Origin of the sequence: Streptomyces sp. NBC_00727 (assembly GCF_045161745.1) — a bacterium.
Lineage (GTDB): Bacteria > Actinomycetota > Actinomycetes > Streptomycetales > Streptomycetaceae > Streptomyces.
The window spans coordinates 6577364-6603380 of record NZ_CP108981.1; the positions used below are offsets into that span (position 1 = coordinate 6577364).

24 protein-coding genes and 3 pseudogenes are annotated in these 26017 nt (G+C 70.5%); 15 read left to right on the forward strand and 12 right to left on the reverse strand.

From position 1 onward, the window contains the following. The first annotated feature begins 113 nt into the window (after window positions 1–113). The 3 genes from OG242_RS29665 to OG242_RS29675 are packed head-to-tail and all read left to right on the forward strand — an operon-like array spanning window position 114 to window position 1254. Window positions 114–527 (forward strand): phage holin family protein, encoded by a 414-nt coding sequence (locus OG242_RS29665; RefSeq protein WP_405901077.1) that lies wholly within the window; start codon window positions 114–116, stop codon window positions 525–527. Beyond that, window positions 524–991: a DUF3618 domain-containing protein gene (locus OG242_RS29670; RefSeq protein WP_405901078.1), complete on the forward strand. Its 468-nt coding sequence runs from the start codon at window positions 524–526 to the stop codon at window positions 989–991. Before OG242_RS29665 ends, OG242_RS29670 begins: the two co-directional genes overlap by 4 nt. Then, a complete protein-coding gene (locus OG242_RS29675; RefSeq protein WP_405901079.1) occupies window positions 988–1254 on the forward strand; it encodes a DUF4235 domain-containing protein in 267 nt (88 codons plus the stop codon). The genes OG242_RS29670 and OG242_RS29675 overlap by 4 nt, the downstream gene beginning before the upstream one ends. Window positions 1255–1320: 66 nt before the next feature. Here OG242_RS29675 and OG242_RS29680 read toward each other — a convergent pair whose 3' ends face one another. From OG242_RS29680 to OG242_RS29690, 3 genes are read right to left on the reverse strand one after another with little or no spacing between them, the layout of a single operon-like run. Continuing rightward, window positions 1321–2085 (reverse strand): metallophosphoesterase, encoded by a 765-nt coding sequence (locus OG242_RS29680; protein WP_405901080.1) that lies wholly within the window; start codon window positions 2083–2085, stop codon window positions 1321–1323. Then, window positions 2082–2336, reverse strand: coding sequence for a hypothetical protein (locus OG242_RS29685; protein WP_405901081.1), 255 nt, complete (start codon window positions 2334–2336; stop codon window positions 2082–2084). Before OG242_RS29685 ends, OG242_RS29680 begins: the two co-directional genes overlap by 4 nt. Beyond that, window positions 2333–3055 (reverse strand): hypothetical protein, encoded by a 723-nt coding sequence (locus OG242_RS29690; RefSeq protein WP_405901082.1) that lies wholly within the window; start codon window positions 3053–3055, stop codon window positions 2333–2335. The genes OG242_RS29685 and OG242_RS29690 overlap by 4 nt, the downstream gene beginning before the upstream one ends. Window positions 3056–3296: 241 nt before the next feature. Between OG242_RS29690 and OG242_RS29695 the strand changes: the two genes are divergently transcribed. Beyond that, complete coding sequence (locus OG242_RS29695) at window positions 3297–3542, forward strand: DUF6480 family protein (protein WP_405901083.1); 246 nt, start codon at window positions 3297–3299, stop codon at window positions 3540–3542. 133 nt (window positions 3543–3675) lie between these two features. Beyond that, window positions 3676–5334: a catalase gene (locus tag OG242_RS29700; protein ID WP_405901084.1), complete on the forward strand. Its 1659-nt coding sequence runs from the start codon at window positions 3676–3678 to the stop codon at window positions 5332–5334. Window positions 5335–5387: 53 nt separating this feature from the next. On the opposite strand, the gene OG242_RS29705 is transcribed toward OG242_RS29700, so the two are convergent. Then, the gene (locus OG242_RS29705) at window positions 5388–6860 is read right to left on the reverse strand and encodes a non-reducing end alpha-L-arabinofuranosidase family hydrolase (protein ID WP_405901085.1); all 1473 of its coding nucleotides are present in this window, start codon (window positions 6858–6860) and stop codon (window positions 5388–5390) included. Window positions 6861–7163: 303 nt separating this feature from the next. Here OG242_RS29705 and OG242_RS29710 point away from each other — a divergent pair, with 303 nt between their 5' ends. From OG242_RS29710 to OG242_RS29745, 8 genes and pseudogenes are all read left to right on the forward strand, one after another. Then, complete coding sequence (locus tag OG242_RS29710) at window positions 7164–8633, forward strand: endo-1,4-beta-xylanase (protein WP_405901086.1); 1470 nt, start codon at window positions 7164–7166, stop codon at window positions 8631–8633. Window positions 8634–8754: 121 nt separating this feature from the next. Beyond that, a complete protein-coding gene (locus OG242_RS29715; protein ID WP_405901087.1) occupies window positions 8755–9273 on the forward strand; it encodes a GNAT family N-acetyltransferase in 519 nt (172 codons plus the stop codon). A gap of 438 nt (window positions 9274–9711) precedes the next feature. Continuing rightward, window positions 9712–10656, forward strand: a pseudogene (locus OG242_RS29720) (family 43 glycosylhydrolase); the annotation flags it as partial. Window positions 10657–10893: 237 nt separating this feature from the next. Further along, window positions 10894–11554, forward strand: a pseudogene (locus OG242_RS29725) (RHS repeat-associated core domain-containing protein); the annotation flags it as partial. 437 nt (window positions 11555–11991) lie between these two features. Further along, a complete protein-coding gene (locus tag OG242_RS29730) occupies window positions 11992–12429 on the forward strand; it encodes an SMI1/KNR4 family protein (protein WP_405901088.1) in 438 nt (145 codons plus the stop codon). 482 nt (window positions 12430–12911) lie between these two features. Next, on the forward strand, window positions 12912–13337 hold the full coding sequence (gene panD / locus OG242_RS29735; RefSeq protein WP_405901089.1) for an aspartate 1-decarboxylase: 426 nt from the start codon (window positions 12912–12914) through the stop codon (window positions 13335–13337). A gap of 31 nt (window positions 13338–13368) precedes the next feature. Next, the gene (locus OG242_RS29740) at window positions 13369–13722 is read left to right on the forward strand and encodes a GNAT family N-acetyltransferase (RefSeq protein ID WP_405901090.1); all 354 of its coding nucleotides are present in this window, start codon (window positions 13369–13371) and stop codon (window positions 13720–13722) included. 20 nt (window positions 13723–13742) lie between these two features. Then, a complete protein-coding gene (locus OG242_RS29745) occupies window positions 13743–14381 on the forward strand; it encodes an aspartate/glutamate racemase family protein (protein WP_405901091.1) in 639 nt (212 codons plus the stop codon). Between the two features lie 358 nt (window positions 14382–14739). Here the strand turns inward: OG242_RS29745 and OG242_RS29750 are convergent, their stop codons facing one another. The 7 genes from OG242_RS29750 to OG242_RS29780 form a co-directional block, all read right to left on the reverse strand. Beyond that, window positions 14740–15174 carry a hypothetical protein gene (locus tag OG242_RS29750; RefSeq protein WP_405901092.1) on the reverse strand — a complete coding sequence of 145 codons (435 nt, stop codon included), beginning with the start codon at window positions 15172–15174 and terminating at the stop codon, window positions 14740–14742. A gap of 2 nt (window positions 15175–15176) precedes the next feature. Next, entirely contained in the window at window positions 15177–15653 is a 477-nt protein-coding gene (locus OG242_RS29755; RefSeq protein WP_405901093.1) for a MarR family winged helix-turn-helix transcriptional regulator, read from the reverse strand. A 77-nt stretch (window positions 15654–15730) separates the two neighbouring features. Next, complete coding sequence (locus tag OG242_RS29760; protein WP_405901094.1) at window positions 15731–17107, reverse strand: diaminopimelate decarboxylase; 1377 nt, start codon at window positions 17105–17107, stop codon at window positions 15731–15733. A gap of 183 nt (window positions 17108–17290) precedes the next feature. Then, complete coding sequence (locus OG242_RS29765; protein WP_405901095.1) at window positions 17291–18907, reverse strand: PucR family transcriptional regulator; 1617 nt, start codon at window positions 18905–18907, stop codon at window positions 17291–17293. 49 nt (window positions 18908–18956) lie between these two features. Next, window positions 18957–19697 (reverse strand): MgtC/SapB family protein, encoded by a 741-nt coding sequence (locus OG242_RS29770; protein WP_405901096.1) that lies wholly within the window; start codon window positions 19695–19697, stop codon window positions 18957–18959. A gap of 141 nt (window positions 19698–19838) precedes the next feature. Continuing rightward, window positions 19839–20951, reverse strand: a complete 1113-nt coding sequence (locus OG242_RS29775) for a lytic polysaccharide monooxygenase (RefSeq protein WP_405901097.1) — start codon at window positions 20949–20951, stop codon at window positions 19839–19841. A 322-nt stretch (window positions 20952–21273) separates the two neighbouring features. Next, window positions 21274–22296, reverse strand: a complete 1023-nt coding sequence (locus OG242_RS29780; RefSeq protein ID WP_405901098.1) for a LacI family DNA-binding transcriptional regulator — start codon at window positions 22294–22296, stop codon at window positions 21274–21276. A 240-nt stretch (window positions 22297–22536) separates the two neighbouring features. Here OG242_RS29780 and OG242_RS29785 point away from each other — a divergent pair, with 240 nt between their 5' ends. Both OG242_RS29785 and OG242_RS29790 read left to right on the forward strand, forming a co-directional pair. Continuing rightward, window positions 22537–23925: a cellulase family glycosylhydrolase gene (locus OG242_RS29785; protein WP_405901099.1), complete on the forward strand. Its 1389-nt coding sequence runs from the start codon at window positions 22537–22539 to the stop codon at window positions 23923–23925. Between the two features lie 272 nt (window positions 23926–24197). Further along, entirely contained in the window at window positions 24198–24779 is a 582-nt protein-coding gene (locus OG242_RS29790; RefSeq protein WP_405901100.1) for a TetR/AcrR family transcriptional regulator, read from the forward strand. Window positions 24780–25762: 983 nt separating this feature from the next. On the opposite strand, the pseudogene OG242_RS29795 reads toward OG242_RS29790, so the two are convergent. Beyond that, window positions 25763–26007 (reverse strand): annotated as a pseudogene (locus OG242_RS29795) (family 1 glycosylhydrolase); the annotation flags it as partial. Between the last annotated feature and the right edge of the window lie 10 nt (window positions 26008–26017).

The following is a 26017-nucleotide window of genomic DNA, read 5'->3' on the forward strand; positions in this document are numbered from 1 at the left end:
AGTACCCGGACGATCACGGGGTAGTCGTGCCGGGACCGACACCCGCGCCGCTGCGCCGGACGGATGGGCGCGGCACACGATTCGGACGATCGACGAAGGCTAGGTGACCTCGTATGAGCACGATGGAGCGTCAGGCCCGCGCCACCGATGAGTCGGTGAACGTGCTGGTCTCGCGTGCCTCGCAGCAGATCTCGGAGCTGGTCCGGGAGGAGATGCAACTCGCCCGGGTGGAAATGACCCGGAAGGGCAAGCGGTACGGCAGGGGCGGCGGCCTCTTCGGCGCCGCCGGCCTGCTGGGCTTTCTCACGGCCCAGGCCCTGGTGGTGACGTGCATCGCCGCCCTCGCGTCGGTCCTGCCGGTGTGGGCGGCGGCCCTCGTCGTCACCGCGGTGCTGGCGACCGTGGCCGCCGTCGCGGCCCTGGCGGGGAAGCGGCAGATCACCGAGGCCGGGACGCCCGCACCCGAGCAGACCATCGACAGCGTCAAGGCCGATGTGGCAGAGATCAAGGAAAAGGCACACCGATGAGCGACACACACCGGACGGACAACGAGAACCCCACACCCGAGGACCTGCGCAGGCAGGTCGAGCACACCCGTGACGAACTCGGGATGACCGTCGAGGCGCTGGCCGCCAAGGCGGACGTCAAGGCGCAGGCGAAGGAGAGGACGGCCGCTGTGAAGCAGCAGACCGCGGAGAAGGCCGCCCTGGCCACCGGCCAGGTGCGCGAGAAGGCGGCCCAGGCCGCCCAGAAGCTGAAGGAGCACACGCCCGACCCCGTCCTGGAGAAGACGGCCCAGGCCGCCGCCCAGGTACGCGAGAGCGCGACGAAGGCCGGACAGTACGCGGCGGACAAGGCACCCGAACCGCTGCGCGAGACCGCAGGCCAGGCCGCCACCGCGGCGCGCGCCAACCGCACCCCGCTGCTCGCTGCCGGCGCCCTGATCGCCGCAGTCCTCCTGGTCCGCCGCAGCCGGAGCCACCGCCGGTGAACGCGGCCAAGATCGCCTACAAGCCGGTCGGGCTCGTCCTCGGCGCCGCCGGCGGCATGCTCGCGGGCATGGCGTTCAAGCAGGTGTGGAAGGTCGTCGAGGGCGAGGGCGACGCCCCCGACGCCATGGACGAGGACCGCCGCTGGAAGGAGATCCTGCTGGCCGCGGCCGTCCAGGGCGCCATCTTCGCCGTGGTCAAGGCGGCGATAGAGCGTTCCGGCGCCGTGACCGCCCGCCGCCTGACGGGCAGCTGGCCGGGCTGACGCAGCACAGACGGAGAGGGGCCGGCGCGTGTGACAGGGCGCCGGCCCCTCCGCCGTGCGCGGCGGCTACCGGCTGCCGGCCGCGGCCCTCTCGCCGCTCCCGCTCCGGTCACCGTGCAGGTGGTAGACGTTGAACGCCTTGCGGATCACGGGCTGGGCGACATTGCGTACCGGGATGCCACCGCTGGTCATCCCGTGCTCCGTACCCGCGTGGGCATGGCCGTGAACGGCCAGGTCCGCCCCCGCCGCGTCGATCGCCTCCGCCAGCAGGTAGCTCCCGAGGAACGGGTAGATCTCCAGGGGTTCCCCCGCGAGCGTGTCCGGGACCGGCGCGAAGTGCGTCAGGGCGATGCGCTCCTCGCAGCCCTGCCCGGCCAGCTCCTCCAGCGAGGTCCGCAGCCCGTCGGCGCACCGCCGGGTGTACCGGATGAACTCCTTCATCAGCGGCTCGCCGAACTCCCCGCCGCTGCGCCCGGCGAACCCGCCGCCGAACCCCTTGGTGCCGGCCACCCCCACCCGGTGCCCGCCCGTCTCCACGACGGTGCCCTCGCCCTCCAGCACCCGCACGCCCGCCTCGCGCAGGACGGCGGTGACCTCGTCGGGCCGTTCGTCGTGGTGGTCGTGGTTGCCGAGCACGGCGACGACCGGGACCGGCAGACCGGCGACCTCCCGGGCGACCACGCGGGCCTCCTCCGGTGTGCCGTGGCGGGTGAGGTCCCCGGCCAGGAGCAGCAGGTCCGCGCAGTCGCCGAGGGTCTCGAAGGCGGGCCTGAGCACCCCCTGGCTGTCCGGTCCCATATGGATGTCCCCGACGGCGGCGACGCGGATCATATGACCTCCTCCGGGTGGTCCGGGGCCGCGCACTCGGCCACGACGACGTCGAAGTGGACCGTCAGCCCGGCCAGCTCCTCGTTCACGGTGTCCATCAGCGCCGCGCGGGAGTGCACGGTGGGCACGGCCCCGATGACCGTGACGGACGATCCCCGGTTCTCGATACGGATGCCGAGGTCGCCCGTCTCCTCGGCGGCGAGCCGTTCCTTGAGATGGGCGATGCGGTACTCGACATCGGGCGGGGCGTTCATCGTTCTCCTCCTTGCGCGGGGGCTCCTCGATCGGGGTTCTCTTCCGGGGCGACGACTCCGAGGCGTTCCAGCAGGTAGAGGAAGGCGTCCGGCATCGGCTCGTCCCCGTACTCGCGGCGCAGGGCCGGCCAGTCGACCTTCTCGCGCAGCTGTCGGGCGATCGGCAGCACGGCGCCGAAGTCGCAGTGGTGCGCGGAGAAGGCGGCCAGCAGCGACCGCATCAGATCGGTCGGCGCGAGCACCGGCATGTGGACGGAGTCCACGGAGAGGTCCACGGCCCGGCCCAGCAGCTCCGGGCCGACCGGCCGGTTGGCCAGTTCGTGGATGAGGTCGATGTCCTGGCCCAGGCACTTGGCCTTCAGCAGCCAGTCCTCGGGCGGCGCGAACACCGGCAACCCGGCCTCCGCGAGCGTCGCCGCCACCGCCTCCGCCTCCTCGGGCAGCACACAGAAGTCCGCGTCGTGCTGGAGGTTCCCGGTCCCGCCGTGCGCGTAGACGGCGACGCTCCCGGCCAGCGCGAAGGCGTGCCCGCCGCGCTTGAGGAGGACGGCGACCTGCTTGGTCGCCTCCAGGATCGCCTGGTTCAGGTCGGGCGGCAGCTCCTGCGCGGGGACCTCGTGGTGCGGCGACCCGCCGACGGGCCCGTCCGGCGGACCGGTCGGGCGCAACCTGCGCACCGGCTCGCCGTCGGGGGTGGGGTCCTTCGCGTTCCGCGTCACCTGCTGCTCCGTTCCCGGACGCCGGCTGCTGCACTGATCGTGCGGGCCGGCCGTCTCCGACGTTCCTGCCCAGGCAGGAACCGGTACCCGGTCCGCCGCTTTCGACACGGGCCGCGCGCCTCGCGTCCCGCGCGACGTCTCCGTTCTACCGCAGGGGCCGGGGCGCCACCTCCTCGCCGGGGGCGGGCGGGGGCAGGCCGTGGGCCTGCGTACCCGCCGGTCATCAGGGAACGTGGATCACATGACTCCTTCGCAGACCCCGAACCCCGACCCGGAACCCCGCGAGACCCCGGGACTGGAACCCGGCGGCGGGGTACCGCCCGGTGAGACCCCGCCCGCCGAGAGCGGCTTGTCGGGGACGGGCCCCCGGGACACCACGTACAACCCGCCGAAGGGCTGGGCGAAGGCGCCGATGGCGCTGATCATCGGCGTGACGGTCCTCATCGCGGCGTTCTTCCTGGTCTACGCGATCATCCTGCTGCTCTGACGCGGAAAGGGACGACCCGAACGGCCCAGCCTCTCGGGGCGCACGCACGGATGGCTCACCCTGCCCTGCGTGCAAACCTCGCATAACTTGATGAAGTGGAGCATAGATACACGTTTCGAAGGAGTCGACGCACGTGACGGACGTATCGAGCAGGGGCCCCGCCGCCGGTGACGAGCGCGAGACGCTCACCAACCGGCAGGGCCATCCCGTGTACGACAACCAGAACCAGCGCACCGTGGGCGCCCGCGGCCCGGCGACCCTGGAGAACTACCAGTTCCTGGAGAAGATCAGCCACTTCGACCGCGAGCGCATCCCCGAGCGCGTCGTGCACGCCCGGGGTGTGACCGCGTACGGCTACTTCGAGGCGTACGGCGCCTTCGGCGACGAGCCCATCGCCCGCTTCACCCGGGCCAAGCTCTTCCAGGAGCGCGGCAAGCGTACGGATGTGGCGGTGCGGTTCTCGACCGTCATCGGCGGCCGGGACTCCTCCGAGGCGGCCCGCGACCCGCGCGGCTTCGCGGTGAAGTTCTACACCGAGGACGGCAACTGGGACCTCGTCGGCAACAACCTGGGGATCTTCTTCATCAGGGACGCGATCAAGTTTCCCGACGTCATCCACGCGCTCAAGCCGGACCCCGTCACGTTCGAGCAGCAGCCGAAGCGCATCTTCGACTTCATGTCGCAGACGCCCGAGTCCATGCACATGCTCGTCAACCTGTTCAGCCCGCGCGGCATCCCGGCGGACTACCGCCACATGCAGGGCTTCGGCGTCAACACCTACAAGTGGGTCAACGAGGCGGGCGAGTCCTTCCTGGTGAAGTACCACTGGATGCCCAGGGCGGGCGTACGCAGCATGACCGAGGAGGACGCCGCCAACGTCCAGGCGGCCGGCCTCGGCCACGCCACCAAGGACCTGTACGAGGCGGTGGCGCGGGGCGACCACCCGGAGTGGGAGCTGGTCGTCCAGCTGATGGACGACCACGAGCACGCCGAGCTCGACTTCGACCCGCTCGACGACACCAAGACCTGGCCGGAGCAGGACTTCCCGCCCAGGCGGGTCGGCCGGATGGTGCTCGACCGGATGCCCGAGAACTACTTCGCGGAGAACGACCAGATCTCCTTCGGCACCGGTGTGCTGGTCGACGGGCTCGACTTCTCCGACGACAAGATGCTGGTGGGCCGCACCTTCTCGTACAGCGACACCCAGCGCTACCGGGTCGGGCCCAACTACCTGCAACTGCCCGTCAACCAGGCCAAGAACGCCACCGTACGCACCAACCAGCGCGACGGCCTGATGACGTACCACGTCGACGGCGGCGGCGGTAACCCGATCGTCAACTACGAGCCGTCCATCACCGGCGGCCTGCGCGAGGCGGAGTACCCCACGCACGACGAGGTCGGCCCCGAACTGCGCGGCAGGCTCATGCGCAAGCGCATCCCCCGGACCAACGACTACCTCCAGGCCGGGCAGCGCTACCAGCTCATGGAGCAGTGGGAACGCGACGACCTGGTGCACAACCTCGTCAACCTGCTCTCGCAGTGCGACCGGCCGGTCCAGGAGCGGATGGTCTGGCACTTCCTCCTGGTGGAGAACGAACTGGGCCTCAAGATCGGCGAAGGGCTCGGCATCGGCCCCCAGGACGTCAAGGGCCTGGAGCCCCTGGCCGGTCAGAACCTGACCAACGAGGACCGGCAGCGGCTCTCCCGCCTCGGCGACAACCCGCCGCGCGACGTCACCGGACTGACGATGACCCACTGCGTCCCGGACGAACGGCACGTCGTCACCCGCTGACGCGCGTCCGGCCCTTCCGCGCATCCACCGCGGGAGGGCCGGACCCGGTGCTGTCAGCGCTTCAGCGTCAGCAGGCCGGGACGGTAGGGCAGGAGGCCGTAGTCACCGCCGGACGAGGGGCTGCGGCCCTGGTAGAGCAACTGCAGGTTGCAGGGGTCGACGGTCATGGTCTGGTCGGGGCCGGTGCGGATCAGCTCGCCGTGACTGATGTCGTTGGTCCAGGTGGCGCCGCTGTTGGCCTTTCCGGCGAAGGGGTTGCTCTCGGACGCGGCCTGGGGTGTCCACGTCCCGTTCAGGCCGGTGGCCGTGAACGAGCGGAAGTAGCGGCCCTGTGAGCCGATCGCCTCGACGATCATGAGGTACCGGTTCTGGCCCTGGAGCTTGTACACCTGCGGTGCTTCGAACAGGTTGTTCGTCGTGTCGCTCATGACCACGGTCGAGGACGTCCCGAAGCTGCCCGGGAAGTTCCCGATCGGCATACTGGCCCGGTAGATCTTGCCGTTGTCACCGGCGAAGAACAGGTACATGTTCGTCCCGTCCCCGATGAGCGTCTGGTCGATGGGGCCCGTTCCGGAGCCGCTGATGCTTCCGGAGAAGAGCGTCTGCGGGGCCGACCAGCCGTTCGGGTCGGTGGGGTCGTCCGACGTCCGGTAGGAGAAGGCGGTCGCCCCCCACTGGTAGGTGAGAACCCAGATGTTCTTCGGTGCGAAGTAGAACAGCGTGGGGGCGACGGTCGCGGACGACATCGTGTTCTGACTGGCCGATGCCATCTCCGACCAGTTGCTGAACAGGCCGAAGTTCATGGAACCCCAGCTCGTCCCGTTGTCATGAGTCGTCGCGTAGACGAGCTGCTTGCCGTTGTACGGCACGACCGTGAAGTCCTTGAGCGAGGCCCACCCCGACCGGGGCTGCGCCAGCGCGCCCGTGGAGCTCCAGCGGTACGCGGACGGGAGCTCACACGTACCGGTGCCGGGGTTTTCGTCGCCGACCTTCACCAGCTTCCACTGCTGGTTGGCGCCGCCCCAGTCGTCGTACTGGACGATGTTCCCGCCGTCGGCGGTGGAAGCGCCCTGCACTTCGAGGGCCTTGTTGCTGTGGCGCGAGATGAGCCTCACGTAGCCGTCCGAGCTGTCGGCCAGGCGCCACTGCTGGTTGGTGGCGTTCAGGTCGGTCCACTGGACGATCGAGCCGCCGTTCGCAGCGGACCAGTTGTAGACGTCCAGAACCTTGCCCGAGAGGCGGGACCTGACGCGGTAGTAGCCGTCCCCGGAATCGACGAACTGCCACTGCTGCTGGGCCTGATCGTTCCGGGACCACTGGGTGATACGGGCGCCGTCACCCGTCGCCATGTTGTAGACGTCCAGGGCCTTGCCACTGTTGCGGTTGACCAGCACGTACGAGGCGTTGCCATCGACCGTCGCTGCTTCGGCGGGCTGGGCGCCGAGGAAGCCGGCGACGAGCAACAAGGGGGCCAGGAGGGCGAGTAGGCGTCCTGGATGGAAGGGGAACGCGTGGCGAAACCGCATGCGGGGACCTCCTGCGAGCGGGGCACTGGGGGACAGGCGCATCACCGAAACATTTCGAGAACGGCTCGGCGTGTGGTGCCATAAGTTAGAAATGTTAGCGCTCACAGTCAAGGCATTCGACGGATCCTCTTGCGGAGAACGCCTACTACAGCGTTTCGAAATGTTTCGATCAACTGACAGAAACATTCTTGGTTGGAAGTATTGACGATCCACGGTCAAAGCCTCGATCATCCGTGTCTGGGCGGGCCACGCGGTCCGCCGCGCTTCGTTCCTTCCGCGATGTCCTACCGAGGAGGCACAGATATGGGCTCCTACGCCCTTTCGAGATCCGCTCTCAGCCGTCCGCTCCGCGCTCTTCTGCCGGCGCTGCTCGTCGGCGCCCTGGGGGTGTCGGCCGCACTGGTCGCACCGTCGAACGCCCACGCCGCCGAGAACACGCTCGGCGCCGCGGCAGCGCAGAGCGGCCGCTACTTCGGCACCGCCATCGCCTCGGGCAAGCTCGGCGACTCGGCGTACACGTCGATCGCGAGCCGTGAGTTCAACATGGTGACGGCCGAGAACGAGATGAAGATCGACGCGACCGAGCCGCAGCGGGGCCAGTTCAACTTCAGCAGCGCCGACCGCGTCTACAACTGGGCGGTACAGAACGGCAAGCAGGTGCGCGGTCACACCCTTGCCTGGTATTCCCAGCAGCCCGGCTGGATGCAGAGCCTGAGCGGCAGTTCGCTGCGCCAGGCGATGATCGACCACATCAACGGCGTGATGGCCCACTACAAGGGCAAGATCGTTCAGTGGGACGTTGTGAACGAGGCCTTCGCCGACGGCAACTCGGGCGGCCGCCGCGACTCGAATCTGCAGCGCACGGGCAACGACTGGATCGAGGTCGCCTTCCGCACCGCGCGCAGTGCCGACCCGTCCGCCAAGCTCTGCTACAACGACTACAACATCGAGAACTGGAACTGGGCCAAAACGCAGGGCGTGTACAACATGGTCCGCGACTTCAAGTCGCGCGGCGTGCCGATCGACTGCGTCGGCTTCCAGTCGCACTTCAACAGCGGCAGCCCCTACGACAGCAACTTCCGCACGACCCTGCAGAAGTTCGCGGACCTCGGCGTGGATGTGGCCATCACCGAGCTCGACATCCAGGGGGCCTCGGCCTCGACCTACGCCAGCGTGACCAACGACTGCCTGGCCGTCTCGCGCTGCCTCGGCATCACCGTCTGGGGCGTCCGCGACAGCGATTCCTGGCGATCGGGGGACACGCCGCTGCTGTTCAACAACGACGGCAGCAAGAAGGCCGCGTACACCTCCGTCCTGAACGCCCTCAACAGCGGCTCGTCCACCGATCCCGGTGACGGTGACGGTGACGGTGACGGCGGCGAAGAGGGCGGACAGAGCGGACAGCTCAAGGGTGTCGCCTCCGGCCGCTGCGTGGACGTGCCCAACTCCAGTACGTCGGACGGCACCGCGGTCCAGCTGTACGACTGCCACAACGCCACCAACCAGAAGTGGGAACAGACCGCCGCCGGTGAGCTGCGGGTCTACGGCAACAAGTGCCTGGACGCCGCGGGCAGCGGCAACGGCGCCAAGATCCAGATCTACAGCTGCTGGGGCGGCGACAACCAGAAGTGGCGCCTCAACTCCGACGGGACCATCGTCGGCGTCCAGTCCGGACTGTGTCTCGACGCCGTCGGCACCGGTACCGCCAACGGCACCCAGATCCAGCTCTACTCCTGCTCCAACGGCAGCAACCAGCGGTGGACCCGCACCTGAGGAACTGCCCGTGAGGCGGGGCCGGAACCGATGGCGGACTCGGTTCCGGCCCTTTCGGCTGCCGTGGGGACGCGAATCGACGGACACGTACGGAAACGGCGTTGCCTCCCGTGGAGCGGGCATGGATGCTGGCTGGCCGGAGGCGGTGAAGATGGTCGACGTCGTATTGAAGCTGTCGGTGCGCGATCTCGTGCCCGCGGATCTGGCGCACTGCGGGTGGTCGGGGTCCGAACAGCACCTGGTCGGCGTCGCGAAGCAGCTGGAGCGCGTGCGGCTCGGAGAGGTGGACTACCTCGCGGTCTGTTCCGCCGCTGACATGCCCTTGGCGAAGGGCGGGGTCGACTACCGGGTCAAGGAGGGGGCCGGTACGTTGTGGCAGTTGGCTGTCCATCCCGCACTGCAGTCGTGCGGGGTCGGCACGCTGCTGGTGGAGGCGGCGGAGCAGCGCATCAGGCGTCGCGGTCTGCGGCAGGCCGAGCTCGGAGTGGAGGAGAACAACCCACGGGCCCGAGCGCTCTACGAACGACTCGGCTACGTCGCATTCGACCGCCAGCCGGACTCGTGGGACGAGAAGGCCCCGGATGGTTCGCTGTACCGCTACGAAACGATGTGCACGCTGATGCGCAAGGATCTCTCGTAGACGGGGCTTCCAGAACGCCGAGGGGCCCACTCCCTCATCCGCGGGAAGGCCGTCACCTCCCGGTGGGCCGACCGCGGCCACGGCAGCATTGACCCCGGTTCCCCCGGAACGGGTGAACGGCCCGGGCGCGGAGGGTCACGCCTGCCGGACGGCCGTCCAGTGCCTCACCGGCGCGGCCGCCTCCTGACCACAGTGTGAGCGCTCTCAGCTGGTTGAAACGCTCCCGTCTTCCCTTGTCGCAGGGTGAGAGCGGACGCTCGGACCGCCCTACTCGGGTTGCCCGGTAAGGGTTCTGCCCACAAGGCCCCGTCGTGTCGATCGTCCCACCGGACGCGGCGAGCGATCTCGCGCGCACTCTTGACCGTACCTATGTGAGCGCTAACGCTCTTGGGGCCAGCAGGACGCCGCGCCGACCCCGCAGAACCCCAGGAGCAGCCCATGCCCGCACCGCGTCTTCTGTCCCGCACCTCCGCCGCCGTCGCGGCCGCCGTCCTCGCGGCGTTGGCCCTTCCCTCGACCGCACGGGCCGCCGTGCCCGCCTCGCCGGCGGCCGTGTACGTCAACACGATCGCCGAGCAGCGCGCCGACGCCCAGATCTACAAGCACTCGGACGGTTACTACTACTTCACCGCCACCGTGCCCGAGTACAACCGGATCGTGCTGCGCCGGGCCCTCACCATCCAGGGCCTGGCCACGGCCCCCGAGACGACCATCTGGACCCGGCACGCCACCGGCACGATGGCCGATCACGTCTGGGCCCCGGAGATCCACTTCATCGACGGCAAGTGGTACGTCTACTTCGCCGCCGGCAGCTCCACCGACCCGTGGGTGATCCGGATGTACGTCCTGGAGGGCACCGGCGCCAACCCGTTGACCGCCGCCTGGACCGAGAAGGGGCAGATCAGGACCCAGTGGGAAAGCTTCTCCCTGGACGCCACCACCTTTGTCGTGAAGGGGGTGCGCTACTTGGCGTGAGCCCAGCGCGATCCGTCCGTCGACAACAACACCGACCTGTACATGGCGAAGATGTCCAACCCGTGGGCGATCACCGGGACCCCCGTCCGGCTGTCACGGCCCACCTACGGCTGGGAAACGGCCGGGTACAAGGTCAACGAGGGCCCGTTCGCCCTCCAGCACAACGGCCGCACCTTCATCACCTACTCGGCGAGCCACTGCAACGGCCCGAACTACAGGCTCGGAATGCTCACGTACGTCGGGGGAGACCCACTGGCGGCCTCCTCCTGGACCAAGTCCGCCCATCCCGTCTTCCAGCGCGACGACGCGGCCGGCGTGTTCGGACCGGGACACAACTCCTTCTTCAGCTCACCGGACGGCACCGAGACATGGATCGCCTACCATGCCAACTCCTCGGCATCGGACGGTTGCGGCACGACCCGTACCACCCGGGTGCAGAAGATCTCGTGGCACGCGGACGGAACGCCGGACCTGGGCACACCGGTCTCCACCTCCACCGTCCTGCCCGCTCCGTCGGGTGAGACCGGAACCCCCGTCGGAACCGCAACAGGAACAGCGGCCTGTGCCTCGACGACTTCGACTGGATCACCGAGCCGGGCGCCGGGGTACGGCAGTGGACCTGCAGCGACGCGGCCGTCCAGGACTCAAAAGTACCGGCTCTCCCGCAAGCCGGAGACCTGGCGCTACGAATGGGACGTCGAGGACCGCATCGTCGGTGTCGTCACGCCCGACAGCACCCGCTGGCGCTACACCTACGACCCACTGGGGCGCAGGACCAGCAAGACGCGCTTGGCCGACGATTCGGACACCGTCGTCGAGCGGACCCTGTTCACCTGGGACGGTGCGACGCTGTGCGAGCAGCTCACCGACTCGCCGGACCTGCCGGGCCCGGTGGCGCTCACCTGGGACCACCAAGGCATGCATCCCCTCACGCAGACCGAGCGTATCCTCGGCGGCGACAGCCCGCAGGAAACGGTCGACAGCCGGTTCTTCGCCATCGTCACCGACCTCATCGGCACACCGAGTGAACTCGTCGATGAGCAGGGCGACATCGCCTGGCAGGCCAGGTCCACGGTATGGGGCACGACGTCGTGGGCGCGCGGTTCGAGCACGTACACCCCGCTGCGCTTCCCGGGCCAGTACTTCGACCCGGAGACTGGGCTGCACTACAACCACTTCCGCCACTACGACCCGGAGACCGCGCGCTATGTGTCCCCGGATCCGCTCGGTCTGGCCGCGGCCCCCAACTCCGTGGCGTACGTCCACAATCCGCATCTGTGGGTGGATCCGTTCGGCCTGACGCCGTGCAAGGACGCCGCCAAGAACGCGAAAGACAAACAGACGACGCCCCTCGGCAAGGAGATCCCGACCCGGGAAGAGGGCTCTGTCGGCAGCACGGCCGACCACAAGTACAAGCGGACCTTCTTCAACGAACACCCGGAACTCAAGGGGAAGGTCGTCGTCCACCACGCCATCGAGCAGCAGGTCCTCAAACGCTACCCGGGCCTTTTCTCTGCCGACGAGATTCACTCTCTTGAAAACCTGCGCGGAATTCCCAAGGGAGACATCAACAGCAAGGTCCACCTCAGTGATATCCGTGTGTCCTGGAACGAGTTTTATCGCACGCACTCGAATCCCACCAGGCAAGATGTGCTCGATCATGTCACCCACGTGGATGATAAGCTCGGCAACTGGTTCAGCCCGCGCATCAGATAGACACCAGATCGGCGGAACGAGGAAATAATGTGGCGAGAAATCGCATCGGAGTTCCCGGGCGTCGGCCTCACGGACCCGGCCGACGAGATGTCCCTGGCTGCCGTCGAGCGGCAGTTGGGGCAGGCCGTACCGCAGTCCCTGCGCGAGCTCCTCCTCGAAACCGACGGGATCACTGACGACTACGGAACAGATATCGTCTGGAGTTCCGAGAAGATCCTCTCCGAGAACGAGGGTTTCCGACAGAACACGCGATTCCGGGAGCTCTACCAGTCCTTTGACGCACTCATGTTCTTCGGGGACAACGGCGGCGGCGATCAGTTCGCATTCGTCCGCGATCCGGCACGCGATGGGGACGTCTTCGTGTGGGACCACGAAACCGACAGCCGCACATGGGTGTCGGCTTCCCTCGAGAACTATCTCCGCAGCGCGCTCGGTAGCGATGGCGAGGACTGGTATCGCGATTGACCGCGACGCCTCCACACCGGTCCGAATCGGAACTGAACCGTTCCGGGTTGGATTGAGACTTCAGCTTGTGGTTGTGACCTGGGGTTTCGTGGTTGTGCGGTAGTGGTTGATCTCGTATTCGACTGGTGGAATGTGCTCTATTTCACCGTGGAGTCGGCGGTGGCAGTAGGTGGTGCGCAGTCCGGATCCCCGGTGACCGCCCTCGCGCCTGAGCTCGGCCCAGACCGCCAGAGTGACGGTGATCACGGACACTCTTCGAAGGCTGCTGCGTAGGCTTGTGCAGTCGTCGCGGTGAAGTCCAGGAGGGTCGGCGAAGCTTTCCCGCAACGCCTGACGATGCGTCAGGAAAGTCGGCAATTGGTCAGCATCAGTCCTCAAAAACCCTGCTAAAGCTGACTGAACATGCGACTCGTTGTAAGGTAGGGGAACCGCACTTGACCTGCAAAAATGCAGGCAGGGAGCCTATGTTCAGGAGTGTCTCGATGATGCGAACAATATTCAAGTCCAAGATTCACCGTGCCACCGTCACCCAGGCCGACCTGCATTACGTGGGTTCCGTCACCGTCGACGCCGAGCTCATGGAGGCCGCGGATCTGCTGCCCGGTGAGCTGGTGCACATCGTGGACATCGACAACGGGGCCCGGCTGGAGACGTACGTCATCGAGGGCGAGCGCGGTTCCGGGGTGATCGGGATCAACGGCGCCGCCGCCCACCTCGTACACCCGGGTGACCTGGTCATCCTCATCAGCTATGCCCAGGTCGAGGATGCCGAGGCGCGGGCCCTCGTCCCGCGTATCGTGCACGTCGACGCGGACAACCGCATCGTCGCACTCGGTGCCGACGCCTCCGCGCCCGTGCCGGGCAGTGACACCGAGCGCAGCCCGCACGCGGTGCCCGCGGCGCGCTGAGGCGGCTCGTCCAGCTAGGGAGCAATCCGCCATGGCAGAGCAGACCGGGCCCGAGATCCGTGACGACCGGGCGGCGGGCAGGCTGTCCGCGTACGAGGGCGGCGAGGCCGTCGGAGTCGTCGCGTACTTCGTGATGGACGGTGAGCCCGCCGGGCTCGTCGCCGTCCACACCGTCGTCGAGCCCGGACACGAGGGCAAGGGCATCGCGGGCGCCCTGGTCAGGGAGTTCTACGCCATGGCGGGGCGCGAGGGCGTGCCCGTCGTGCCGTTGTGCCCGTACGCCGCCAAGTGGGCCTCGCGCCATCCCGATGAGGCCCCCGAGGCGCCGGACGAGCTGGTGGAGCGCGCGAAGACGCAGCTCGCCTCGCACCCCGAGCTGTACTGAACCGGAAGGACGGGCCCTCCGTGACGCTCGCGCTGCTCCACACCTCGCCGGTGCATGTCCCGGTCTTCGACGCCCTGCGCGACGCCGACCACCCGGGCACCGTCCTGCGTCATGTCGTTCGCGAGGAACTGCTGGCCGGGGCCGCCGCCCTGGGGCCCGACGCGGTGGCGGACGAGGTGGAGGCGCTGGTGGCGGAACTGGCCGCCGAGGGGGCGGGCGCCGTGCTCTGCACCTGCTCGACGATCGGCGCCGTGGCCGAGTCCGCCGGGGTCGCGGTCGGCATCCCGGTCCTGCGCGTCGACCGGCCCATGGCGGCGGCGGCCGTCCGGGCCGGACGGGTCACCGTCCTCGCCACGCTCGCCTCCACCCTGGCGCCGACCCGCGCACTGCTCACCGAGGAGGCGGCCGCGGCCGGCCTGCCCGGGGCCGACGTGCGCACCGTGCTGGTGGAGGGCGCCTGGGACCGCTTCGTCGCCGGTGACCAGGACGGCAGCCTCGACCTCGTCGCCGCCGCGGCCGACGCGGTGAGCGACGCGGACGTCATCGTGCTGGCCCAGGGCTCCATGGCGGGCGCGGCCGGCCGTACGACCGCCGGGGTCCCGGTGCTGTCCAGCCCACGGCCGGGGCTGGCCGCCGCGGTGGCGGCCGCGGAGGGCTGAGCCGGCCGGGCCGGTCCGTGGGCCGTACGCAGCACTCTTCCGCATCCGCACGTATGGGCTCGCCGGGCGCGGGCAGCCGCTCCGGGAGACGGTGGAAAGAGAGAGCCACCCCCGAACGTTCGGAGGCCCGAGATGACTCATCCGTTCCCCGACCCCGTTCCGCCGGCGCCCACCCCGGGGCCGCTGCCGGAGCCGACGCCGCCCGCGCCGACCCCGCCCGCACCCACGCCCCCGGCGCCGACGCCCGCGCCGCCCGGGCCCGCGCCCGACCCGATTCCGCAGCCGCCGTCCCCGGACCCCGACCCGGTGCCCCCTCCGGAGCCCGAGCCGTCGCCGGTCGGCTGACCGGGGCGGCCGGTCAGCCGGCGGCCGGCATCGCGTTGGCCCGCGCGGTCACCTCGGTCAGCACCCGGCCCGCCGCGGCCAGGTCCTCGGCCGGCAGGTCCCCGTACAGCACGGCCGCGATGCCGGCGACACCTGCCTTGTAGGACTGGACCAGCGCGTCGCCCGCAGGGCTGAGCGCCAGCAGGCCCCCGGGCCGCTCCTCCAGCAGCCCGGCGGACGTCAGAGCCCCGACGGTGGCTTCCGCCGCCGTGAGGCCGAGCTTCACCGCGCCGGTCAGGCGCTCGATCAGCGGGCCGCGCCCGATGGTGCCGCCCGCGGCCTCGGCGGCGTTGAGGGCCAGGGCCTGGTTGAAGGTGGTGCCCTGGGGCAGAAGCCGTTCGGCGACGGCGCGGGTGGCGTAGTGGGCCATTCCGATGACCTGGCCGTTGACAGCGGGTGCGGTAGCCATGATTACTCCTCGCGGGAAGCGGTGACTGGGGGAACGGGCACGTCGAGCAGGGCCGTCAGTGCCTCGGTGAACGCCTCGGTACCGGCGCCGCCGATGCCGCCCAGGGGTGCGAGCAGCCCGTCGACAAGCTCCCGGACCACCTCGACCGCGCGGCCGGTCGCCGCGCGGCCCCGCTCGGTCAGGGACAGCAGGACCGCCCTGCTGTCGGCCGGGTCGGTGGTCCGCTCGACGAGCCCCGCAGCCTCCAGGGCGCGGGCCAGTTTCGAGACGTAGAGCGCTTCGAGTCCGGTGTGGTCCGCCAGCACCCGCTGACTCGGACGCGCCCCCGCGTGTTCCATGCCCTGCAGGGAAGCGACCAGCGAATACTGCGCGTGCGTCAGGCCGAGCGGGGCCAGGGCCCGGTCGAGGGCCACCCGCCATTTCATGGACAGGCGCCAGACCAGGAAACCCGGGGTCGCGCCCTCGATCGCGTTGCTCATGCCAGGTACCGTACATGGCAACTATGTCCATGGCTACTAAATTCTGTGAGGACTGCGAAAGCCTGGAGCCCGCTGCCTCAGTCCCGCAGATCCAGCAGTGCGTCGGCGTGCGCGAGGCCGCTCTCGGCGGAGACCGAGTCCAGCGACTGGGCGTCGCGCACCGGCGCGAACCGCACCACCGGCTCCTCGTGCCCGTTCGCACCGGCGACGTCGAAGCCGTACACCGCCGGGCGCGGCAGGCTGTTGTACGACCACGGTGTCGAGAAGTAGTACGCCCCCGTGTCGTACAGCACCACGTAGTCGCCCGCCCGCAGCTCGGGCAGTTCCCGGGCGTGCGCGACGACGTCACCGGCGAAGCAGCACGGCCCCGCGACGTCCTGGACCACCGGCCGCCCGTCCTTCGGCCGCCCCTCCGCGTCGAAGGCGCCGACCCGCAGCGGCCAGGCATCCGGCATGAAGACGGTACGGGTGGCGGTCTGGGCACCCGCGTGGGTCAGCGCGATACGGCGGCCGCCCGCGTCCTTCGTGTACTCGACCAGCGCGCCGATGAAGCCGTTCTTCGCCAGCAGGGAGCGGCCGAATTCGGTGACCAGCTCGTACCGGCCGTCGAAGAGTCCGGGCACGGCGGCCCGGAGTGCCTCGGCGTACGCGGCGAAGGTGGGGCGTACCTCGTCGTCGGCGAAGTTGACCGGGAGACCGCCGCCGATGTCGAGCCCGGTGACCTGCCGGCGGCCCAGCGTCTCGTTGATCTCCTCGGCCAGCCGGTACGTCTCGGCGATCCCGGCCGCGATCAGCTCCAACGAGCAGCCCTGCGAGCCGACATGGGCGTGCAGCCGGGTCAGCCAGGGGTGCGCGGCGAAGGTCTGCACGACCTGCTCGCGCGCGCCGGGGTCGCGCAGCGCCACGCCGAACTTCGACGTGGCCGTGGCCGTACTCATCGCGCCGATGGACCCGCCGCCGACCTGCGGGTTGACCCGGAGCCCGATGGCGGACACCGCGTCCGCCGGGCGCAGCGAGGCGATCCGGCCCACCTCGTCGAGGTTGTCGGCGTTGATCGCCACGCCCACGGCCAGGGCGCGGCGGATCTCGTCCCGCGTCTTGGCGGGGGAGTCGAGGACGATCATCGACGGCGCGAACCCGGCGTCCAGCGCGAGCCGCAGCTCACCGGGGCTCGCGACCTCGCAGCCCATGCCGCACCGGGCGAGCAGCCGCAGTACGGGGACGAGCGAGGACGCCTTCGCGGCGAACGTGTGCAGCACGGCGGGAACCCCGGGAAACGCCTCGTGCAGGGCGGCGACCGACGCGCGTACGCCGTCCGTGTCGATGAAGCCGGCGACCGGGCTGGACTCACCCAGCAGACCGGCGGCCACGGCGTGGCGGACCACCGCCGCGACACGCGCGGACGGCGCCGAGGGAGAGGGGGACAGGGCGGAGGACGGCGAAGAAAGGCTCATGGAGCCAGAGTCGGCGATGAGTGCCCCCAGGTCTCTGTCCGGGCGGCCAAGAACGGTGCGCTTCCCTGTCCGGGCGGCCAAGAACGGTGCGCTTCCCTGTCCGGGCGGCCAAGAACGGTGCGCTTCCCTGTCCGGGCGGCCAACTGGCGGTCAGGGACCACAGCCGCACGGACAGACCGCAACCTACCCGCTGAGCCGCACCGCGAGCGTGACCAGCAGCCTGGTGTCGGGGTCGTCCAGGTCCACCCCGAACCGCTCCCGGGCGCGCCGCAGCCGGTAGCGCAGCGTGTTGGGGTGGACGACCAGCCGGCCCGCCGCCCGCGCGACATCGCCCGAGGCGTCCAGGTAGGCCGCCAGGGACCGGACCAGCTCGCCGCCCGCCGCCAGATCGACCCGGACGAGCTCGTGCACCGGCCCGTTCCCCGCCTCCCAGACCGGCCGGGCCGCGTCCAGGACCCGGGCGACGTCCAGCGAGGGGCCGACGCCCGCCGCGTCCGCCGACCGCTGCGCGCCGCCCGCCTCCGCCCGCTCGCGCAGCACCCGCACGATGAGCAGGGCCTCGTCGTACGAGCCCCGCACCCCCTGCGCCCCCGCGACCACCGGACCGGCCCCCGCCAGCACCCCGGCGCCCGCGCCCTGGCCCGCCAGCTCGCGGGCCAGCGCCGCAGCGCCGCGCTCCGCGCCGGATTCCACGGGCAGCAGCACCAGCAGCCGGTCCCCGTCGCGCAGCACCCGCGTGGAGGGGCGGTACGTCGCCGCCTGGAGCGCCGGTACGTCGAGGGCACGGCCGCCCGGGGCGGATGCGGCGGTCGAAGGCTCGGCGACCACCACCGCGCAGGCCGCGTCCGGGGAAAGGCCGAGCGACCAGGCGTGCGTGCGGGCGTCCCCCTCCCCGTACAGCAGTCCGCGCAGCGCGACCTCGCTGCGGCGGGCGGCGCCGCTCTCGCGCAGCCGGTGCCGGACCAGGAGGGGAGCGGCGACCTCGGCGGCCCTGCGCAGGGCGTCCGGCGCGTCCGGGCGCAGGGGGCGTCCGTCTCCGGCCACCCAGATCGAGCCGAGGACCTCCGGGCCGCCGCGGACCGCGATGATCAGGCGCTCGGGTCCCTCGGCGTCGGCCGCGCGGTGGATCACGTCCCGGGACGTCCACAGCGCCCGGAGCAGCCCGCTGCGCCGCAGCTCGGCGACCCGCCACTCCGGCACCCGGCCGCCCAGGATGGTGGACCGGCGCAGCACATCGGCGTCGGGGCCGGTCGCGGAGTGGGCCAGGACCCGCAGGCGCGTGTCCTCGATGGTGATCGAACCGCCGGTGTACTCGGCGACGGCCGCCGCGAGCGCGCTCAGGCTCTCCGGGCCCCCGGCCGCCATCCGCCCCGCCGTCCCGTCGTCGGCCCCCGCCCGTGCGCAGGCCAGCGCGGAACGCAGCAGCGCGGCGGTGTCCGTCCAGTCGGCCCACTCCGCGCGGGTGAGCAGGGCGACCCCCGCCTCCTCGGCGGCGGCGGCCACCTGCGGTGCGGCGGCCACCCCCTCCACGGCGCGCAGCACCACGCCGGACGCGCCCCGGCGCGCTGCCTCGCGGACCGGGGCGGAGGCTTCGGGAGACGAGACCGGCGCACCGGTGACCAGGACCAGGCAGCCGTCCAGCGGCCGGGCCGGGCCCTCCTCGCCCACGGCCACACCCCGCACCCCGACGTCACGGCCGGCGGGTGCGAGGAGCAGCCGCAGGCTCCCACCGTCGTCGAAGGCGAGGAGTTCGCGGAGCGCGACGGAGGGCTCCGGCGGGAGGGACGCACGGCTCGTCATGGAAGCCGAGCATACGAGCGCGCCCGGGCGGCGCGTCCGGGACCGGCCGTCACTCGTCGGCGAGGTCGCTGCGGCTGCACGCCAGGACCCCGGCCGTGCCCGCCAGCCGGGCGGTCAGGGCATCGGGGTCGCCCCGGCCCTGCACGCTCAGCGCGATCTCGACGGTACGCTCGGCGTCCTCCTGCGAGCGGCGGCGCCGGTACCGGCCCGAGCCGGAGAGCGTGGTCAGCTCGGAGACGGCGAACCCGGTCTCCGTACAGTGGTTGACCAGTTCCCGCAGCGCCCCGACACCCTCGGTGTACGTGATGTGGTAGCCGATCGAGGCGTTGCGCAGAACGGGGAGCCGGTGGGCGAGGGGGCGTACCCCGTACGACACCAGGAAATAGGCGAGCGTGGCCAGCGTCGCGAGCACGGGGAGTCCCGCACCGGCCGCGCAGCCCACGGCGGCGGTCAGCCAGATCGAGGCCGCGGTGGTGAGGCCCCGCACCGAGCCCCGGTGGACGAAGATGACGCCGCCGCCGATGAAACCGAGACCCGAGACGATCTGGGCCGCGACCCGGGACGGGTCGAGCTCCACCTGGCCGGTGACCACGACGTCCGAGAAGCCGAACTTGCTGACCAGCGTGAAGAGCGCGGCGCCGAGCCCGACGATCGTGTACGTGCGCAGCCCGGCCGCCTTCTGGCGGATCTCGCGCTCGATGCCGATCGCACTCGACAGGACGAACGCGATGCCGAACTGCGCGGCGTGCGTCCAGTTCTGACCGAACGGTTCGTTGATGTCGAGTGCCACGCAGCCTCCGGGCCCGGCGGGCCTGTCCGGCGGATCCTGATCGGACAGACTCCACCGTACCCGGCCATTCGGGTCCCGGCCGCGATCGGCACGGCGGCGGCTCCCGTACCGCTCGGGAACCGCCGCCGCCCGCGTCAGCGGCTACGGATTGACGCAGCCGATCGAACCGACGGGGAAGTTGTTGCCGGTGGAGGTCGCGGTGAACCCGAAGGTCACGCTGCCGTCCGGCGGGATCGTACGGTTGTAGTCGGCGTTCTTCACCGTCAGCGCGCCGTCGGACCCGGTGCTCAGCACCCCGCTCCACACGCTGCTGACCGTGGTGCCCGCGCCGGGCTTCCAGTTCACGGACCAGCCGTCGAGCGCCGTCGTGTTGTGGTTCATGACCTCGACGGAGCCCTGGAAGCCGCCGCTCCAGGAGTTGGTCACGCTGTAGACCGCCATGCAGCCGGTGTGCGGGTCGGTGGGGTCGGTCGGATCGGGTGTCGGGTCCGTGGGGTCCGGCGTCGGGTCGGTCGGGTCCGGCGTCGGGGTGGTGGAGCCGCGCATGCCGGTCACTTCGCCGTGGCCGCCGTCGAAGACGATGTCGGAGCAGGAGAAGAAGTTCTCCTGGCTGTCCGAGCGCACCCACTGGATGAACATCACCGCGTCACCCGAGCGGCCCGAGGGCAGCGTCAGGTCCCAGTAGTAGTGACCGCCATCGGTGCCCGGCGAGCCCACGGCGGGCGGGTTGGTGACCGTCTGCACCAACTCCAGGTCGTCCCAGCCCAGTTCGGACGTGGGCGAGTACCCGGGCTTCGACACGTACACCCGGAACGAACCCGGGTGCGCCGCCCAGTTGCTGTGGTCGACCTCGATCTTGGAGCCCGAGGTCAGGTGCGTACGGGGCCAGTCGCCGCGCGGTGCGTTGTAGCCGGTGAAGTCGTACGGAGAACGGTCGCCGGCGCTGCACAGCGTGCCGTCCGGGACGTAACCCTGGCCCCGGCCGCCCGCGTTGGAGTCGAGCACCGCGAACCAGTTGTACAGGGACGTCGCGCCGCTCTCCGCGAGCGCGGCCTTGCACGCCGGGTTGGTCGGATCGAGGGCGCCCGTGGTGGTCTTGGCGTCCAGGTAACAGAGGTAGGTGCGCGATCCCGGCGACATCGTGACGCCGTGGGCCTGTGCGCTGCCCTGGCCCAGCAGGGTGAAGGCGATGCCGCCGAGCAGCGTCGCCAATACCGCTGCCAGCGAGGCGAGTTGTGTTCTTGGTCTTGCCATGGTGTCTCCTTCTGCGTGTGCGGGGGCAGTCGTCGTGCGGGACGTGCGTCAGGAGGCCGCACCGCGGTGGGGGTCGAACCGGCGGTGACGTGGCGGATCGCCCGCCGAGCCCGGGCGGTGTGGGCCGTGGGGGTGGGTGGGCCGCGGAGGGTGCGTCGCGTGGGAGCGCTCCCATGTATTCGTTGGTAGGGGACTGTAGGGCAGTCGCCGTGTCCCTGACAACCCATCGGACGCCATCGGCCGAAAGGGGCCGGCCGCGGGGCGGCGACGAGGCCGGGTGGGCGTCGTGCTCCAGGACCCGCGCCGCCCGCCGGCGCCCGCGTCAGCCCGACCCGCGCACCATCAGCCGCGTCCGCAGGATCACGTGGTGCCAGGCCACCTTCGGGCTGCTCATCTCCTCCAGCAGCAGCCGCACCATCGCCCGGCCGATTTCCTCCATCGGCTGGCGGACCGTCGTCAGGGGCGGTTCGGTCTGTTCGGCGAGCTCGAAGTCGTCGAAGCCGACCACCGCCACGTCCTTCGGCACCCGGCGCCCCGCCGCGTACAGCGCGGCCAGCGCACCGGCGGCCATGCTGTCCGACGCGGCGAACACCGCGTCGACCTCCGGGTGCCGCTCGATCAGGCCGGTCATCGCGCGCCGCCCGCTGGCCTCGGTGAAGTCGCCCTGCGCGACCAGGGACGGCAGCTCGGCGAACCCCGCCTCGTGCAGGGCCTCCCGGTACCCGCGCAGCCGGCACTGGGCGACGTACATCTCCGGTGGTCCGGTGATCGCGGCGATGGTCGTCCGGCCGCCGCGCACCAGATGACCCACCGCGTCCCGCGCTCCGCCAACGTTGTCGGCGTCCACGTAGGTGACCCGCTCGTCGCCCGAGCGCCGGCCCAGCAGCACCGTGGGCACCCCGGCGTCGGCGAGCATGTCGGGCAGCCGGTCCTCGGCGCTCACCGACATCAGCAGCACCCCGTCGACCCGGCCGCCGCGCACGTACTCCAGCAGCCGTTGCCGTTCGCTGTCCGTCCGGACGAGGGTGAGGAGCAGCTGCACGCCGCGCTCGTCGAGGGCATCTCCGACCGCGCGCACGATCTCCGAGAAGAACGGCTCCCCGAACAGCCTCCAGTCGGTCTTCGTCATCACCAGGGCGACGGCTCCCGCGCGCTGCCCGGCCAGGGAGCGTGCGGCCAGGTTGGGCACGTAACCCAGTTCGTCGATGGCGCGCTGCACGGCGCGGCGGGTGGACTCCCTGACGCCCGAGGCGTTGTTGATGACGCGGGAGACCGTGCCCCGCCCCACCCCGGCGAGCGCGGCGACCTCTTCCAGCGTCGGCGTGCCGGAACTCCTGTTCAGCATGGACCACCCCCAAGAGCACCCGATCCTACGGCCAGGAGGGGGAACGGCTGAGCGAATGGCCGATCGACGGCTCGTAGCGGCTGTCGCGTCTGGGAGCGCTCCCAAGTTTACTTGTGCATGACAGCGTCGGATCCCTATGCGCGGGGCCCGGCGGCGTGTACGGTCTCGGGCCGATGGGTTCTGGGAGCGCTCCCATTCGAAAGTTCCTCAGTTGTTCCCCTTCGAACGAGGAGAAATGCTGTGAAACGCTTCTTGGCTCTACTGGCGACCGGCGCGACGGTCATGGGCCTCACGGTCCTGGCCAGCCCTCCGGCGGCTGCGGCCACCGGATGCAAGGTGGAGTACACCGTCGCCAGTCAGTGGGAGGGCGGCTTCCAGGGCGGCGTCAAGGTCACCAACCTGGGTGACCCCGTGAACGGCTGGCAGCTCAAGTTCACCCTGCCGGGCTCCGGTCAGAAGGTCGTCCAGGGCTGGAACGCCACATGGTCGCAGTCCGGCTCCGCGGTCACCGCCGCAGGCGTCGACTGGAACCGCAGCCTGGCCACCGGTGGCACGGCCGATCTGGGCTTCGTCGGCTCGTTCACGGGCTCCAACCCGCAGCCCACGGGCTTCACGCTGAACGGCGTCGCGTGCACGGGCTCCGTCGGCGGCGGGGGAGACGACGACGATCCGCCGCCCGCCACGGGCGACGGCACCCCGGTGGAGACCAACGGCCGGCTCCACGTGTGCGGCACGAACCTGTGCAACCAGTACAACCGCCCCATCCAGCTGCGCGGCATGAGCACGCACGGCCTCCAGTGGTTCAGCCAGTGCTACAACAACGCGTCCCTGGACGCCCTGGCGAACGACTGGAAGGCAGACCTGCTGCGTACCGCCATGTACGTCCAGGAGGACGGCTACGAGACCGACCCGGCGGGCTTCACCAGCAAGGTCAACAGCCTGGTCGACATGGCCGAGGCGCGTGGCATGTACGCCCTGATCGACTTCCACACCCTCACGCCGGGCGATCCCAACTACAACCTGGAGCGCGCCAAGACCTTCTTCGCGTCCGTCGCCGCCCGTAACGCCTCGAAGAAGAACGTCATCTACGAGATCGCCAACGAGCCGAACGGTGTGAGCTGGGCCGGTATCAAGAACTACGCCGAGCAGGTCATCCCGGTGATCCGGGCCGCCGACCCGGACGCGGTCGTCATCGTCGGTACGCGTGGCTGGTCGTCCCTCGGCGTCTCGGACGGCTCGAACGAGAGCGAGGTCGTCAACAGCCCCGTCAACGCCACCAACATCATGTACGCGTTCCACTTCTACGCCGCCAGCCACAAGGACAACTACCGTGCGACGGTGAGCCGGGCCGCCTCGAAACTCCCGCTCTTCGTCACGGAGTTCGGCACGGTCAGCGCCACCGGCGGCGGTGCGCTGGACCGGGCGAGCACCACCGCCTGGCTGGACCTGCTCGACCAGCTGAAGATCAGCTACGCGAACTGGACCTACTCCGACGCCAACGAGAGCAGTGCCGCGTTCAAGCCCGGCACCTGTGACGGCGGCGACTACAGCAGCAGCGGTGTGCTCACCGAGTCGGGCGCCCTGCTCAAGTCCCGGATCAGCACTCCGGACAACTTCCCCACCAGCTGATCCGTGAAATGTGAGGGCTCCGGTGCGCCGGGGCCCTCACAGCCATGTGCGGACACGGCCGAACCTTGACACTCCGTCGACAGCGGCGAGACACTGGGTCCGTTATTGGAGAGCGCTCTCCCGGGCGATCTCGGGCCACCGCGCCGACCCACTCCCCGCTGTCGGCGCGGTACGGAAGCCCGCGGTGGTCACGGCTCTCCGTGGCCACCGCGGGCTCCTGTGTATATTCGGGAAAGCTAAGGGCCCTAGGAAACGCACAGGCAGGGGTGGGGATGGTTCGCGCGGGGCTCACGACCGATCGGGTCGTGGTGGCTGCGGCCGATCTGGCGGACGGGACCGGCTTCGACAAGGTCACCATCTCCGCGCTGGCGCGGGGCTTCGGCGTCAAGGACGCCAGCCTCTACTCCCACGTCAAGAACCTGGACGACCTGCGGACCCGCGTCGCGCTGCTCGCGGCCGAGGAATTCATCGACCGAATCGAGGCGGCGGTGGCCGGCCGGGCAGGGAAGGACGCACTGGTCGCGTTCGCCGACGCGTACCGCACCTTCGCGCTGGAGCACCCCGGCCGGTACGCGGCCACCCAGTACCGCGTCGACCCCGCGATCGTCGCCGAGGCACCCGCGTACCACCGCACCCTGCGCACCACCTCGGCGATGCTGCGCGCGTACGGCCTGACCGAGCCCGACCTCACGGACGCGGTACGCCTGCTGCGCAGCACCTTCCACGGCTTCACCACCCTGGAGGCCGACGGCGGCTTCGAGGCGCCGCGGCCCGTGCAGACCTCCTGGGAGCGTGCGGTGGAGGCCCTGCACTTTCTGCTGTCGAACTGGGCTCGGGCCACCGGGGAAGCGTAGGCGCCGCTCCACCGGAGCCCTAACCCGAGCGTGCGCAGCACCTCGGTGATCGTCGCCCGGTAGGTTCGCAGCGCCTCCAGGCCGGCGGTGTAGCGGGCGCGGTGCTGTGTGATGTCGGCGGCCTGTTCCCGCGCCCGTGTGGTGTGCCAGATCTCGGCCGTGTGGTGGCGGCGCTTGCAGGTGACGTCCGCGACGGCGGTGTCACGCTCCCGCTCGGTGTGCCTCGTGTTGCCGTCGCTGCCCCGGTGCCAGGCGGTGTCCGTGTACGCCGCCACCGGGTCGGAGTAGCGCGTGAACCCCCGGCCGGCCATACAGCCGGACCACTCGTCCCAGGCCGCGCGGAGGCCCGGGTCGCGCTTGACCACCTCGGCGATCTCGACGGCCCGGGTATTCGCGTAGAGCCAGTCCCGTTTGAGATCGATGCCGCGCATCAGCCGCAGATCCGACTGGGTCCGGCAGGGGGAGTAGTCGGCGTACTCGGCATTGGTCATCCGGCGGCCCGTCGGCCGGTCCGCCCGCGACTTCGCCGGGTCCCAGCCGTATCCCCAACGGCGGGCGGAGGCGAGGTCCAGGGTGCCGTAGTCGGTGGAGACCGCCGTGAGGGCGATGGGGTCACTGGGGTTGCGGGGGTCGAGCGGGAAGTCCGCGTGGCCGCGCTCCGCCATGCACTGGCGCACCAGCAACGCCGTTGCCTGCTGCGACCGTTGGTAGTCCCGCGCCGTGTACGTGTAGCGGTCGGCAGGAAGAGGGCCGAGGTCGGACGCCGTACGGACGACGTCAGGGCGCCCCGGTCCGGAGACGCATATCGCCGCCAGTACCGCCACACAACCCAGCCGCCATCCCCGCCTCGTCACGCGACAGGATGCTAGCGAACGGCCTGCGGCGGTCGGCCGCAGCCCCGGCAGTTCCGCCGCGCAGCGCGAAACCCCCTGCGGCGGCGGTGGTCCGTCGCGGCCGGGGGTTGTCCGGGTGCGAGGCCGGGGTCAGGCGGCCTTGTGGGAGCGGGGTGTCGTCGCTTCGCGGATCAGCTCCGCGTAGCGCCGGCCGCTGGTCTTGACCGTGCGGCGCTGGGGCGCGTAGTCGACGTGGACCAGGCCGACCGCTTGTCGTAGCCGTACGCCCACTCGAAGTCGACCAGGAGCGACCAGGCGAAGTAGCCGGCCGGCGGGGCGCCCTTGCGGACGGCGCGGGCGCATGCCGCGAGGTGTTCCTCCAGGTACTGCGTCCGCCGATGTCGT